Origin of the sequence: Serratia sp. (in: enterobacteria), from assembly GCF_051654945.1 — a bacterium.
GTDB lineage: Bacteria > Pseudomonadota > Gammaproteobacteria > Enterobacterales > Enterobacteriaceae > Chania.
Genome location: NZ_JBOFZA010000081.1, coordinates 367,930 through 380,028, shown reverse-complemented (window position 1 = coordinate 380,028; position 12,099 = coordinate 367,930). Strand labels below are relative to the sequence as shown.

The following is a 12,099-nucleotide window of genomic DNA, read 5'->3' as shown; positions in this document are numbered from 1 at the left end:
TTTTTTTATTGCCATCGAGGGAAACATCACCATGCTGCATCAGCATCAACCATCACATTTGTCACAATCCCAAGAGACGCTGGATCTTGATGGCCGACAATTGGACAATCTGGATGACGAATTCCTTAGCGGCACAAACCTGCAAAAAATCAGCCTGTACAATAATCGCCTGACCACCTTCCCCCGCGAAATCTTTAACCATCGCGGCCTCAAGGTGCTGAATATTTCCTGCAATCAACTTGCCCAACTACCGGCCGAAATCGGTTTGCTCAATCAGTTGGCAATGTTGGATTTTGGCCACAATCAGGCAACCTCAATTCCCACAGAGATTGGGGCATTACGGGAGTTAAGATATCTGTATTTGAGCGATAACGGCTTTAGCCAGCTACCCGATTCATTGCGTCAGTTGCAGGCATTGCGCTATCTGAATCTGACGGATAATCAACTGGCAGCGGTCCCTACCGCACTCTGCTCGCTGGCTGCATTACAGGAACTGCGTCTCTACAACAATGCCATCACCGCGTTGCCTGCCGAGATCGGGCTGCTGGGGCAACTGCGGGAATTGCATCTGATGAAAAACCGGCTCACCACGCTGCCTGACGAGATCGCTCAGCTGTCTGAGTTACAGGTGATAGATTTGGAAAACAACGCCATTACGTACTTACCCGATCATTTTTCCCTGCTACCCAAACTGACTACGCTTAATTTGCGCTTTAATCAGCTGACCCAGTTGCCCGAGAATTTTGGTGCATTGAATTCACTGGTCTCACTGGATTTACGTGCCAATCGGTTAAGCACATTACCGGCAAGCATGAGACAGATGAAAAATCTGCGACGGCTAGATCTGCGTTGGAATGACTTCGGCCATTATCCTCCGGTGCTTGAAGCGCTGATCCAGCAGGGCTGCATGGTACATTGGTGATTTAGGGGGCGCTGCGTAGGCTGTGCCTGTACATTCACCCTCAGCCTTTGGCATTGGTTACCAACGGCTGCACTTACAAACTAAAACGACGGGCTTCAGACCCGTCGTTTTAGTTTGCTGGTAACTCTGTTAACGATATAAATCGTCCCGCGAGTAAGGCTCGATCTCGCCTTCCTTGCGCGTTTTCAGCAGCTTCAAAATCCAGGTGTACTGCTCCGGATTAGGGCCAACCAGGTTTTCCACCTCTTCATTCATGCGGCGGGCAATGCGCAGATCGTCAGCTTCCGCCAGATCGTCCATCGGCTCACGGATATAGATGTCCAGCATGCTGGTTTTACCGTCATACACCGGGAACAGCGGCACGATCGCGGCTTTACACACCTTCATCAGGCGACCGACAGCAGGCAACGTCGCTTTATAGGTCGCAAAGAAATCCACGAACTCACTGTGCTCGGCTCCGTGATCCTGATCGGGCAGATAGTAACCCCAATAACCATGTCGCACTGAACTGATAAAGGGTTTGATGCCATCGTTGCGCGCATGCATACGGCCACCAAACTTGCGACGCACGCTGTTCCACAAATAGTCGACCAGCGGATTGCTCTGGTTATGGAACATCGCCGCCATAGGTTGCCCGCGCGCAGCCATCAGCATTGCAGGCACGTCTACGGCCCAGCCGTGTGGCACCAGAAATATCACGTTGCGGCCTTCTGCCCGGATTTTATCCAGCACCGCTTCACCGTGCCAACGCACACGCTTGAGCACCTTCTCCGGTTTTGTACAGGCCAGTTCCGCCATCAGGATCATCGATTGCGGTGCGGTAGCAAACATCTCATCAATAATATGTTCGCGTTGCTGTTCAGGTAGCTCCGGCATGCAGTAGAGCAGATTGATACGGGCGCGGCGTCGTGCCCCTTTGGCAACCTTACCCGCCAGTTTACCGATGGCACCCAGTAACGGATCGCGCACCCGCGCCGGAACCAGAGAAATGCCAGCCATCAGCCCGGTTCCCAGCCAAACACCCCAGTAACGCGGATGATAGAAGGCTTTATCAAATTGTGGGATGAACTCTACGTTCGATTTTTTCTCGTTTTGCATGACCTGCTCTTCATTCAACGCGTCTGGCCGGAAGATATAAACTATATACCTAGTTGCCGTCAGGCGGGTGGTTCGGGCTAAAGCCGCCACCGTTCACTGACAAAATACCACTAGCTTTCCCGACCAGGCACTCATAAAAACATCGGCCCGAAATCAGGCCGATGGAAAAACATTAGGGATAGCGATGGTTAATCCAGCTGCAACTGCGGCACCACTTCTTTCACCTGTGCCAGGTAATCGCTGCGATCTTTACCCATCAGCCCTTCCGAGCGAGGCAGCTTGGCCGTCAGTGGATTCACCGCTTGCTGGTTAGTCCACATTTCATAGTGCAGATGTGGCCCAGTAGAGCGCCCGGTATTACCGGAAAGCGCAATACGATCACCACGTTTTACCTTCTGCCCCGGCTTGACCAACAGCTTTTTCAGGTGCATGTAACGCGTGGTGTATTGGCGGCCATGACGGATCGCCACGTAGTTGCCTGCCGCGCCGCTGCGCTTGGCAATCACCACTTCACCGTCACCTACCGCCAGTACTGGCGTCCCCACCGGCATGGCGAAGTCGACGCCTTTGTGCGGTGCAACGCGCCCGGTCACCGGATTGACACGGCGTGGATTAAAGTTGGAGGAGATACGGAACTGCTTCATGGTCGGGAAACGCATAAAGCCACGCGCTAACCCAGAACCCTGACGATCGTAGAACTTGCCGTCTTCGGCACGAATGGCGAAATAATCTTTGCCACTGCTACGCATGCGTACGCCCAGCAGTTGGCTCTGTTCGCTTTTGCCGTCAAACTCTTCGCGCGACATCAACACCGCGAACTGATCGCCTTTACGCAGCTTGCGAAAATCGAGTTGCCATTGCAGGGCTTTGATCACCGCATTGATCTCGGCACGGCTCAGCCCCGCCGCCGAAGCGCTGCTGACAAAGCTGCCGTTCAACTTGCCGCTCAGCACGCGGTTGCGCCATTCACCCTTCTGGGTTTCCTTGGTTTCTTTAAAGGCGTTGCCTACGCGATCGTAGGTACGGGTCTCACGACGTGAAACCTCCCAGGTCAGGCGTTTGAGGTCGCCATCTTCGGTCAATGTCCAAGATAACTGTTGCCCGATTTTCAGGTTACGCAAATCGCGGTTCTGCGATGCCAACAGCGATACATCTGACATTTCGATGCCGTACTGGGTCAGAATACTGCCGAGCGTGTCACCGGTTGAAACCACATATTCATGCACACCTTCCTCTCCGGCGACCTTCTGGTCCAGCTCATCCTGTGGGATGTCATCATCGGGGGTAGGTTGGTCGGCATCGATCGGTTCACTGGCCTCGGGCTGCAATGCCCTTAAATGGTTGGCTTCCAACTCGACGCTTTTAACGATAGGGTTATGTTCTGGGTGATGAACGGAAGGCCGCCAAACAGCGACGGCCAACGTGACCATTGTCAACGACCCCAGCATTACGCGATGGGGCCGAGGCAGGTTGTTATACGCCAGAGTGATAGTTCGGACTATCTTCTGCACTCAATAATATCCTCATAATCTTTACTTCAGGCAGCTCACGTACTGGTTGGACAGCGCTGTCAGGAAGTTCCCGTAGCTGTCTTTCCCCAGTGCGATGCCGGTGCCCAGCGGGTCCAGCGTTCCTGAACGCACATCGGTCCCCTTGGCTACGGCATTAATTACGGCCGGTCTGAATTGTGGCTCAGCAAAAACGCAGACTGCTTTCTGCTCAACCAACTGTGTTCGAATTTGGTGTAAACGCTGTGCGCCAGGTTGGATCTCGGGGTTAACGGTAAAATGGCCCAGAGGGCTCAAACCGTAGTGTTTTTCAAAGTAGCCATAAGCGTCATGAAAAACAAAGTATCCCTTACCTTGCACAGGCGTTAGCATCTTAACAAGATTTTTATCAGTTTGCGCTAGCTGATCCTCGAACTGGCGCAGGTTTGCGTCTAATTTGTCCTTATTTTGCGGCATAAGTTCCAATAATCTGTCATGAACCGCGATCGCGGTCACTTTTGCGACCTCTGGCGACAGCCAAACGTGCATATTATAGTCACCGTGATGGTGGTCGTGTCCATCGTCGCCGTCCGCATGACTATGCGCTGCGTCTGCATGATCATGTCCGTGATCGTCATCATCATCGCCTTTCATCAGCAGCGGTTGTACCGCCGGCAGTTCACCTATCGCCAACTGCTTATTGGCCGGCAACTGTGTCAGGGATTTGGTCAGAAAAGCCTCCATGTCTGGCCCTACCCACAACACCAGGTCGGCGCTACGCAGCCGCTGAATGTCCGACGGACGTAAAGCGAAATCATGAGGCGAGGCACCGTCCGGCAGTAAAATCTCGGTAGGTGTCACCCCATCGGCGATAGCGGAGGCGATAAAGCCCAGTGGGCGGATAGAAGTCACCACGGCAGCCGTTGCGTTGCCCGCCATGATGAGCGCCGTTGCCATCAGAGTGCGTTGCAGCCATTTATTTTTCTGTACCATCATCAGTAATCCCGTCGTTTTCAGCAAAGAAGCGTGATATTATAACATTCGGTTAGTTCTGCAAAATGTAATAACACATGTCTACACTGGCAACGCTAAAAAATATCTCTGTGTCATTTGGTACCCGGCGGGTACTGACAAATATTTCTCTCAACCTGCAACCGGGTCGTATTCTGACGCTCCTCGGGCCTAACGGTGCTGGCAAATCAACGCTGGTCCGTGTGGTGCTGGGTCTGATTCCCCCAACGGAAGGCACGCTCGAGCGTCTCCCTGGATTGCGCATCGGCTACGTGCCGCAAAAGCTGCACCTTGATGCCACCCTGCCCTTGACCGTCAACCGCTTTATGCGGCTCAAACCCGGGGTAAAAAAAGCCGATATCCTGCCAGCGCTCAAACGCGTTCAGGCAGCGCATCTGCTTGATCAGCCCATGCAAAAGCTGTCCGGCGGCGAAAACCAGCGGGTGTTGCTGGCCCGAGCACTGCTGAATCAGCCGCAGTTGCTGGTGTTGGATGAACCCACGCAAGGGGTAGACGTTAACGGCCAGTTGGCGTTATACGATCTGATCGACCAATTGCGTAAAGAGCTGGGCTGCGCGGTACTGATGGTTTCCCATGACCTGCATCTGGTGATGGCAAAAACCGACGACGTCCTGTGTCTGAATCAACATATCTGCTGCTCCGGCACGCCGGAAGTGGTGTCCATGCACCCCGAGTTTATCGCCATGTTCGGCAACCGGGGCGCCGAGCAGTTGGCAATCTACCGTCATCACCATAATCACCGTCACGACCTGCAAGGCAGAATTGTGCTGAAGAAAACCGGGGGCCGTGAGGCATGATTGAACTGTTATTGCCCGGCTGGCTGGCCGGTGTGCTCTTGGCGGCAGCGGCTGGCCCGCTAGGGTCCTTTGTGGTCTGGCGCCGCATGTCTTACTTTGGTGATACGCTGGCGCACGCTTCATTGCTTGGTGTGGCCTTCGGTTTATTGCTGGACGTAAATCCCTTTTATGCGGTGATTGCCGTCACGCTGCTGTTGGCCTTGGTGCTGGTTTGGCTGGAACGCCGCCCGCAACTGTCGATTGATACGCTGCTCGGCATTATGGCGCACAGCGCGCTATCGCTGGGTCTGGTGGTGGTGGCACTCATGTCCAACGTACGTGTGGATCTGATGGCGTACCTGTTTGGGGATTTGCTGTCGGTAACGATGAGCGATATCTGGATGATCGGTATCGGCGTGGTGATTGTGCTGTTGGTGTTGTGGTGGCAATGGCGCGATCTGCTGTCGATGACCATCAGCCCGGAAATGGCCCACGTGGATGGCGTTAACCTGCCCCGCGCCCGCACCATTTTGATGCTGGTCACCGCCTTGACCATCGGGTTGGCCATGAAGTTCGTCGGTGCACTGATTATTACATCACTGCTGATTATCCCGGCGGCAACCGCACGGCGATTTGCCCGCACGCCAGAACAAATGGCAGGTTTCGCGGTATTGGTTGGGGTGATTGCGGTAACCGGTGGGCTGACCTTCTCGGCGTTTTACGATACGCCTGCCGGGCCTTCGGTGGTGTTAAGCGCTGCGGTGCTGTTTGTGCTGAGCCTGTCGAAAAAGCAGCAGGCTTGATCTGAATACGCCAGGAGCACCCCTGGCGTAAATCTTCATTTATTACTTCTCTTCCCGCTCGATGCCAAAATGCTTATAGGCATGGTTGGTTGCCATGCGGCCACGCGGGGTACGCTGAATAAAACCCTGCTGGATCAGGAAAGGTTCGATCACGTCTTCGATGGTTTCGCGTTCTTCACCAATCGCCGCCGCCAGGTTATCCAACCCTACCGGGCCACCGGTAAACTTGTCGATAATCGCCAGCAACAGCTTGCGATCCATATAGTCGAAACCTTCCGCATCGACATTCAGCATATCCAACGCCTGCATGGCTACGACGCCATTAATCACGCCATTGGCTCGCACTTCGGCGAAGTCACGCACGCGGCGCAGCAGGCGGTTGGCAATACGTGGCGTACCACGAGCACGGCGTGCAACCTCATGCGCCCCATCGGTAGACAGATCCAGCCCCAGGCAGTTGGCACTGCGGGAAACGATGTGTTCCAGATCGGCCACCTGATAGAATTCCAGACGCTGCACAATGCCGAAACGATCGCGTAACGGGGAGGTCAATGAACCGGCACGGGTAGTTGCCCCAACCAGGGTAAACGGCGGCAGATCGAGCTTGATGGAGCGCGCCGCCGGGCCTTCACCGATCATGATATCCAGCTGATAGTCTTCCATTGCCGGATACAGGATCTCCTCTACCACCGGCGAAAGGCGGTGGATTTCATCGATAAACAGCACGTCATGCGGTTCGAGGTTGGTCAGCATTGCCGCCAGATCCCCTGCCTTTTCCAGCACCGGACCAGAGGTGGTACGCAGATTAACGCCCATCTCATTGGCCACGATGTTGGCCAGCGTGGTTTTACCCAACCCAGGAGGCCCGAAGATCAACAGGTGATCCAGAGCATCGCCACGCTGCTTGGCTGCCTGAATAAAGATTTCCATCTGCTCACGCACATGTGGCTGACCCACGTATTCCGTTAGCAGCTTAGGGCGGATCGCACGATCCAGCACCTCTTCTTCATTGAACGGCTCGGCAGAGATCAGGCGGTCGGCTTCAATCATGTTCTACCCCTTTCCGCCCTACAGCGCGGCACGTAATGCGTCGCGGATTAAGGCCTCGCAATCCGCGCCCGGTTTGGCAACCTTACTCACCATGCGGCTGGCTTCCTGCGGTTTGTAGCCCAAGGCCACCAGCGCAGAGGCCGCTTCGGCTTCAATATCCAACTCCGCCGCTTTAGCCACGTTGGCCGGCAGGGTGATTTCGCTGTTGTTATTGAACAGATCGCCGTTCAAGCCCTTGAAGCGGTCTTTCATTTCAACTACCAGACGCTCGGCGGTTTTCTTGCCTACACCCGGTAATTTGATCAAGGTGGTGATCTCTTCGCGCTCTACCGCACTGACAAACTGCTGGGCAGACATGCCAGAGAGGATCGCCAGCGCCAGTTTTGGCCCCACGCCGTTCACTTTGACCAGTTCACGGAACAGCGCGCGCTCTTGTTTATCATTGAACCCATACAGCAGCTGTGCATCTTCACGCACCACGAATTGGGTAAACACGATAGCCTCTTGCCCCAGCTCCGGCAGCTCGTAAAAGCAGGTCATCGGCATATGCACTTCATATCCGACGCCATTGGTTTCAAGTAACACCAGCGGTGGCTGCTTTTCCAGAATAATTCCTCTGAGACGACCTATCATTACCCCTCCTGAATGGATCCCTGTACGCGGCGCACTGCCACGCAGTATTGATACAGCTTATACCATAAAAAAGGCTGGATGAATATCCAGCCTGGGTGGGCGCAGCAGGTAGCGCTCCCTACGTAACACCACCTAACGCAAACGCCCGCGCGCCAGATTCAACCGCCCTTCACTCATACGCAGTACGTTCTGGCTGAGATGACAGTGGGTAATGGCAATAGCCAGCGCATCTGCGGCATCAGCCTGCGGGTTGGCAGACAGTTTCAGCAGTGAACGCACCATGTGCTGAACCTGACTCTTTTCCGCCGCACCGGTACCCACGACCGTCTGCTTGACCTGGCGCGCCGCGTACTCAAACACTTCCAGGTTCTGATTGACGGCGGCCACAATCGCTACGCCCCTTGCCTGGCCCAGCTTGAGCGCCGAGTCCGGGTTTTTGGCCATAAACACCTGTTCGATGGCGAAAAAGTCCGGTTGAAACTGGGTGATGATTTCGCTCACGCCGGCATAAATCAGCTTCAGGCGCGTCGGCATATCATCCACCACGGTACGAATACAACCGCTGGCAACATAGGTCAGTTGGCGGCCCTGCTGGCGGATCAGGCCATAGCCGGTGACGCGCGAGCCGGGATCGATACCCAGTATGATCGCCATTGCTACCACCACCCTGCATTGATTGTTGCCTGGCGTTGCCGGCTGGCAACGCCATCGTTCACCCGCATTACAGCGTTTCAGCGATCTCGTCGGAGATCTCACCGTTATGGTAAACCTCCTGCACGTCATCACAGTCTTCCAGCATGTCGATCAGACGCAGCAGCTTAGGCGCGGTTTCCGCATCCATATCCGCCTTGGTGGACGGGATCATGGAAACTTCGGCCGAGTCAGCCTCGAAGCCTGCGGCAGTCAGCGCATCTTTCACTTCACCCAGATTTTCCCAGGCGGTGAAGACGTCAATAGCCCCATCGTCATAGGTCTGGATATCTTCGGCACCGGCTTCCAGCGCGGCTTCCATCACCGCGTCTTCATCCAGACCCGGTGCATAGGTGATCACGCCTTTTTTGGTGAACAGATAGGCCACCGAGCCGTCGGTACCCAGGTTGCCACCACACTTGGTGAAGGCATGGCGTACTTCTGCCACGGTACGGTTACGGTTGTCACTCAGGCATTCGATCATCACCGCCGTGCCGCCAGGACCGTAGCCTTCATAGATGATGGTTTCCATGTTGCTATCATCATCGCCGCCTACGCCACGGGCGATAGCACGGTTCAGGGTGTCACGCGTCATGTTGTTGGACAGCGCTTTGTCGATAGCCGCACGCAGACGCGGGTTGGCACCCGGATCGCCGCCGCCCAATTTGGCGGCAGTCACCAGCTCACGGATAATTTTAGTGAAAATCTTACCGCGTTTAGAATCTTGTGCTGCTTTGCGGTGTTTGGTGTTGGCCCATTTACTATGACCTGCCATAAAAAATATCTCCAAAAAGAACTACTGGACAGAATGGATCACAAACTCTTCAATCGCCTGCTGATTACTCCAGGACTTGGTCAATTTGACCGCCTCGGACGCCTCCAGCCATCGGTAAGCATGATGCTCGGTCAAGACCGGATCGCGCTCATCAGGCAACGCCAGACAGAACCAGTGCTCTTTATTACGCGTGGTTCCCGGCGCATAGCGGTGCCGCAAATGGACAAAGAGTTCAAATTCCACACAGCGCTGGCAATCGAATAACGGCAGATCCTCTGCCGCAATGTCGATACCAATCTCTTCCATGACTTCACGCTGGGCGGCATGCGGCGGCGATTCGTTGTCTTCCAGGCTGCCGGTCACCGACTGCCAGAACTCCGTATCGTCGCGCCGCTGTAACATCAGCACCCGGCCACTGGATTTTGCATAAATCACTACCAGAATAGACTCGGGCCGCTTGTAATTCATCACTCGCTCTCTTGTTCGGCTGAGGCTTTCTTCACCACGCTGATCGCCAGTTCCTGCAACGAGGCCGGGTTGGCGAAGCTTGGTGCATCGGTCATCAGGCAGGCAGCCGCGGTGGTTTTCGGGAAGGCGATAACGTCACGGATGTTCTCGGTACCGGTGACCAGCATCACCAGGCGATCCAGGCCGAAGGCCAGACCGGCGTGTGGAGGCGTGCCGTATTTCAGCGCATCCAGCAGGAAGCCGAACTTCTCGCGCTGCTCCTGCTCATTGATACCGAGGATACCGAAGACGGTTTGCTGCATTTCACTGCGGTGAATACGCACGGAACCGCCACCCACTTCATAGCCGTTCAGCACCATATCGTAGGCATTGGCGATGGCCGAGGTCGGATCTTTTTGCAGCTCTTCCGGGCTCATATCGCGCGGTGCGGTGAACGGATGGTGCATCGCCGCCAGGCCACCTTCGCCGTCTTCTTCGAACATTGGGAAATCGACCACCCACAGCGGTGCCCAGCTGTCGAGTTTGGTCAGGCCCAGATCGCGGCCAATTTTCAAGCGCAGTGCGCCCATGGCATCGGTAACGATTTTGAAGCTGTCGGCACCGAAGAACAGGATGTCACCGGTTTGTGCATTGGTGCGCGCCAGGATCGCTTCCAACACTTCGGCACTGAGGAATTTGGCAATCGGGCTTTGCACGCCTTCCATACCCGCAGCACGGTCGTTAACCTTCAGCCAGGCCAAACCTTTGGCACCGTAGATGTTAACGAAAGCACCGTATTCATCGATCTGCTTACGGGTCAGCTGTGCGCCACCCGGGACACAAATCGCGGCCACGCGGCCTTTGGCATCGTTCGCCGGGCCGGAGAACACTTTAAACTCAACGTCTTTAACCAGATCGGCCACGTCAACCAATTCCAGCGGGTTACGCAGGTCTGGCTTGTCGGAACCATAGCGGCGCATCGCTTCGGCAAAGGTCATGATCGGGAATTTGCCCAGATCGACGCCCTTCACGTCCAGCCACAGTTCATGCACCAGTTGCTCCATCACTTCACGCACCTGTTCGGCGCTCATGAAAGAGGTTTCCACGTCGATCTGGGTGAATTCAGGCTGACGATCGGCGCGCAGGTCTTCATCACGGAAGCATTTGACGATCTGGTAGTAACGGTCAAAGCCAGACATCATCAGCAACTGTTTGAACAACTGCGGTGACTGCGGCAGCGCGTAGAATTTCCCTTTGTGTACGCGGCTTGGCACCAGGTAGTCACGGGCACCTTCCGGCGTGGCTTTGGTCAGCATTGGGGTTTCAATATCGAGGAAACCCTGGTTGTCCATAAAGCGGCGCACGAAGCTGGTGATCTTGGCGCGGGTTTTCAGGCGATCGGCCATTTCCGGGCGGCGCAGATCCAGGTAGCGATATTTCAGACGCGCTTCTTCGCTGTTGGTCTGGTTTGAGTCCAGCGGCAGCGGTTCGGAGCGGTTGATGATCTCAAGCTGATGAGCAAACACCTCAACGCCGCCTGTTGCCATGTCCTTGTTGATCTGGCTTTCCGGGCGCGCACGCACGGTACCGACGATCTGAATGCAGAACTCATTACGCAGTTCGAAGGCTTTGTCGAAGGCCGCTTTCTGATCCGGATCGAAGAACACCTGCACGATGCCTTCACGGTCACGCATATCAATAAAGATCAGGCCGCCCAGATCGCGACGACGGTTGACCCAACCACACAAAGTGACTTCCTGGCCGACGTGGGCCAGATTCAACTGCCCGCAATATTCAGTACGCATACGCTATCCTTTTGACTTAAGCCGATTCCGCCGGAGGTTTGCAACAGTTGCTGTTTCCGCACGGCTGTTATCTGACAAATTGTTACTTGCTGCCCGGTTTGAAGTCTGTTGCATACCAGCCGGTGCCCTTTAACTGGAAACCGCTGGCAGAGATCAACTTGGTCAATGCGGGCTGCCCACACGCCGGACATTGGGTCAACGGCGCGTCGGAAAATTTTTGTAGTTTCTCTAATCGATGTTGGCATGAGCCACATGCATATTCATAAATCGGCATAGATCGCTGGACTAAAGATTGGTGAAAAAAGGCGGTCATTATAAAGGAAATTCATGCGCCAGATAAGAGCGAACACCGCATTGTTGCAACGCTAAATGGCATCTATTGCGGGTAAACAACACATCAGTTAACAAAATTCCCATTAACTAGCAGCAGTTTTATCACGTAGCCTCATACCCGTCGTCTTTCAAACTGTAGCGTTGTTACCTGCACTATCTCCTCCCAGTCACTTACAAAAGTAAGCTCCTGGGAGGAGATAGCTTGTCGCCTAGCTACGATTTGAAATCCATAGGGTATGACGAATGCT

13 protein-coding genes are annotated in these 12,099 nt (G+C 54.7%); 3 read left to right on the top strand and 10 right to left on the bottom strand.

Going from position 1 to position 12,099, the window contains the following annotated elements; genetic code table 11:
- The first annotated feature begins 31 nt into the window (after nucleotides 1-31).
- Nucleotides 32-922, top strand: coding sequence for a leucine-rich repeat domain-containing protein (locus tag ACRDCA_RS18200; protein ID WP_438690795.1), 891 nt, complete (start codon nucleotides 32-34; stop codon nucleotides 920-922).
- A 129-nt stretch (nucleotides 923-1,051) separates the two neighbouring features.
- Here the strand turns inward: ACRDCA_RS18200 and lpxM are convergent, their stop codons facing one another.
- The 3 genes from lpxM to znuA form a co-directional block, all read right to left on the bottom strand.
- Nucleotides 1,052-2,020: a lauroyl-Kdo(2)-lipid IV(A) myristoyltransferase gene (gene lpxM / locus ACRDCA_RS18195; RefSeq protein WP_438690794.1), complete on the bottom strand. Its 969-nt coding sequence runs from the start codon at nucleotides 2,018-2,020 to the stop codon at nucleotides 1,052-1,054.
- A 188-nt stretch (nucleotides 2,021-2,208) separates the two neighbouring features.
- Nucleotides 2,209-3,531: a murein DD-endopeptidase MepM gene (mepM, locus tag ACRDCA_RS18190; protein ID WP_438690793.1), complete on the bottom strand. Its 1,323-nt coding sequence runs from the start codon at nucleotides 3,529-3,531 to the stop codon at nucleotides 2,209-2,211.
- A 21-nt stretch (nucleotides 3,532-3,552) separates the two neighbouring features.
- On the bottom strand, nucleotides 3,553-4,500 hold the full coding sequence (gene znuA, locus ACRDCA_RS18185; protein ID WP_438691006.1) for a zinc ABC transporter substrate-binding protein ZnuA: 948 nt from the start codon (nucleotides 4,498-4,500) through the stop codon (nucleotides 3,553-3,555).
- Between the two features lie 77 nt (nucleotides 4,501-4,577).
- Between znuA and znuC the strand changes: the two genes are divergently transcribed.
- Both znuC and znuB read left to right on the top strand, forming a co-directional pair.
- Nucleotides 4,578-5,336 (top strand): zinc ABC transporter ATP-binding protein ZnuC, encoded by a 759-nt coding sequence (gene znuC, locus ACRDCA_RS18180; RefSeq protein WP_438690792.1) that lies wholly within the window; start codon nucleotides 4,578-4,580, stop codon nucleotides 5,334-5,336.
- The gene (gene znuB / locus ACRDCA_RS18175; protein WP_438690791.1) at nucleotides 5,333-6,118 is read left to right on the top strand and encodes a zinc ABC transporter permease subunit ZnuB; all 786 of its coding nucleotides are present in this window, start codon (nucleotides 5,333-5,335) and stop codon (nucleotides 6,116-6,118) included. The genes znuC and znuB overlap by 4 nt, the downstream gene beginning before the upstream one ends.
- 42 nt (nucleotides 6,119-6,160) lie before the next feature.
- Here znuB and ruvB read toward each other — a convergent pair whose 3' ends face one another.
- The 7 genes from ruvB to ACRDCA_RS18140 form a co-directional block, all read right to left on the bottom strand.
- Nucleotides 6,161-7,168, bottom strand: a complete 1,008-nt coding sequence (gene ruvB / locus ACRDCA_RS18170) for a Holliday junction branch migration DNA helicase RuvB (protein ID WP_438690790.1) — start codon at nucleotides 7,166-7,168, stop codon at nucleotides 6,161-6,163.
- 18 nt (nucleotides 7,169-7,186) lie between these two features.
- Nucleotides 7,187-7,801, bottom strand: a complete 615-nt coding sequence (gene ruvA / locus ACRDCA_RS18165) for a Holliday junction branch migration protein RuvA (protein ID WP_438690789.1) — start codon at nucleotides 7,799-7,801, stop codon at nucleotides 7,187-7,189.
- Between the two features lie 132 nt (nucleotides 7,802-7,933).
- On the bottom strand, nucleotides 7,934-8,455 hold the full coding sequence (gene ruvC, locus ACRDCA_RS18160; RefSeq protein WP_021181146.1) for a crossover junction endodeoxyribonuclease RuvC: 522 nt from the start codon (nucleotides 8,453-8,455) through the stop codon (nucleotides 7,934-7,936).
- A 67-nt stretch (nucleotides 8,456-8,522) separates the two neighbouring features.
- Nucleotides 8,523-9,266, bottom strand: a complete 744-nt coding sequence (locus ACRDCA_RS18155; protein ID WP_438690788.1) for a YebC/PmpR family DNA-binding transcriptional regulator — start codon at nucleotides 9,264-9,266, stop codon at nucleotides 8,523-8,525.
- A gap of 21 nt (nucleotides 9,267-9,287) precedes the next feature.
- The gene (gene nudB, locus ACRDCA_RS18150; protein ID WP_438690787.1) at nucleotides 9,288-9,734 is read right to left on the bottom strand and encodes a dihydroneopterin triphosphate diphosphatase; all 447 of its coding nucleotides are present in this window, start codon (nucleotides 9,732-9,734) and stop codon (nucleotides 9,288-9,290) included.
- A complete protein-coding gene (gene aspS, locus ACRDCA_RS18145) occupies nucleotides 9,734-11,518 on the bottom strand; it encodes an aspartate--tRNA ligase (RefSeq protein WP_438690786.1) in 1,785 nt (594 codons plus the stop codon). The genes nudB and aspS overlap by 1 nt, the downstream gene beginning before the upstream one ends.
- Before the next feature lie 82 nt (nucleotides 11,519-11,600).
- Nucleotides 11,601-11,792 carry an FmdB family zinc ribbon protein gene (locus ACRDCA_RS18140; RefSeq protein WP_071998207.1) on the bottom strand — a complete coding sequence of 64 codons (192 nt, stop codon included), beginning with the start codon at nucleotides 11,790-11,792 and terminating at the stop codon, nucleotides 11,601-11,603.
- Nucleotides 11,793-12,099 lie beyond the last annotated feature (307 nt).

What these genes read in the sequence shown, in the direction of transcription:
- ACRDCA_RS18200 (WP_438690795.1), top strand. Translation starts at nt 32, where the DNA reads ATGCTGCATCAGCATCAACCATCACATTTGTCACAATCCCAAGAGACG.
- lpxM (WP_438690794.1), bottom strand. Translation starts at nt 2,020, where the DNA reads ATGCAAAACGAGAAAAAATCGAACGTAGAGTTCATCCCACAATTTGAT.
- znuA (WP_438691006.1), bottom strand. Translation starts at nt 4,500, where the DNA reads ATGGTACAGAAAAATAAATGGCTGCAACGCACTCTGATGGCAACGGCG.
- znuC (WP_438690792.1), top strand. Translation starts at nt 4,578, where the DNA reads ATGTCTACACTGGCAACGCTAAAAAATATCTCTGTGTCATTTGGTACC.
- znuB (WP_438690791.1), top strand. Translation starts at nt 5,333, where the DNA reads ATGATTGAACTGTTATTGCCCGGCTGGCTGGCCGGTGTGCTCTTGGCG.
- ruvB (WP_438690790.1), bottom strand. Translation starts at nt 7,168, where the DNA reads ATGATTGAAGCCGACCGCCTGATCTCTGCCGAGCCGTTCAATGAAGAA.
- ruvA (WP_438690789.1), bottom strand. Translation starts at nt 7,801, where the DNA reads ATGATAGGTCGTCTCAGAGGAATTATTCTGGAAAAGCAGCCACCGCTG.
- ruvC (WP_021181146.1), bottom strand. Translation starts at nt 8,455, where the DNA reads ATGGCGATCATACTGGGTATCGATCCCGGCTCGCGCGTCACCGGCTAT.
- ACRDCA_RS18155 (WP_438690788.1), bottom strand. Translation starts at nt 9,266, where the DNA reads ATGGCAGGTCATAGTAAATGGGCCAACACCAAACACCGCAAAGCAGCA.
- nudB (WP_438690787.1), bottom strand. Translation starts at nt 9,734, where the DNA reads ATGAATTACAAGCGGCCCGAGTCTATTCTGGTAGTGATTTATGCAAAA.
- aspS (WP_438690786.1), bottom strand. Translation starts at nt 11,518, where the DNA reads ATGCGTACTGAATATTGCGGGCAGTTGAATCTGGCCCACGTCGGCCAG.
- ACRDCA_RS18140 (WP_071998207.1), bottom strand. Translation starts at nt 11,792, where the DNA reads ATGCCGATTTATGAATATGCATGTGGCTCATGCCAACATCGATTAGAG.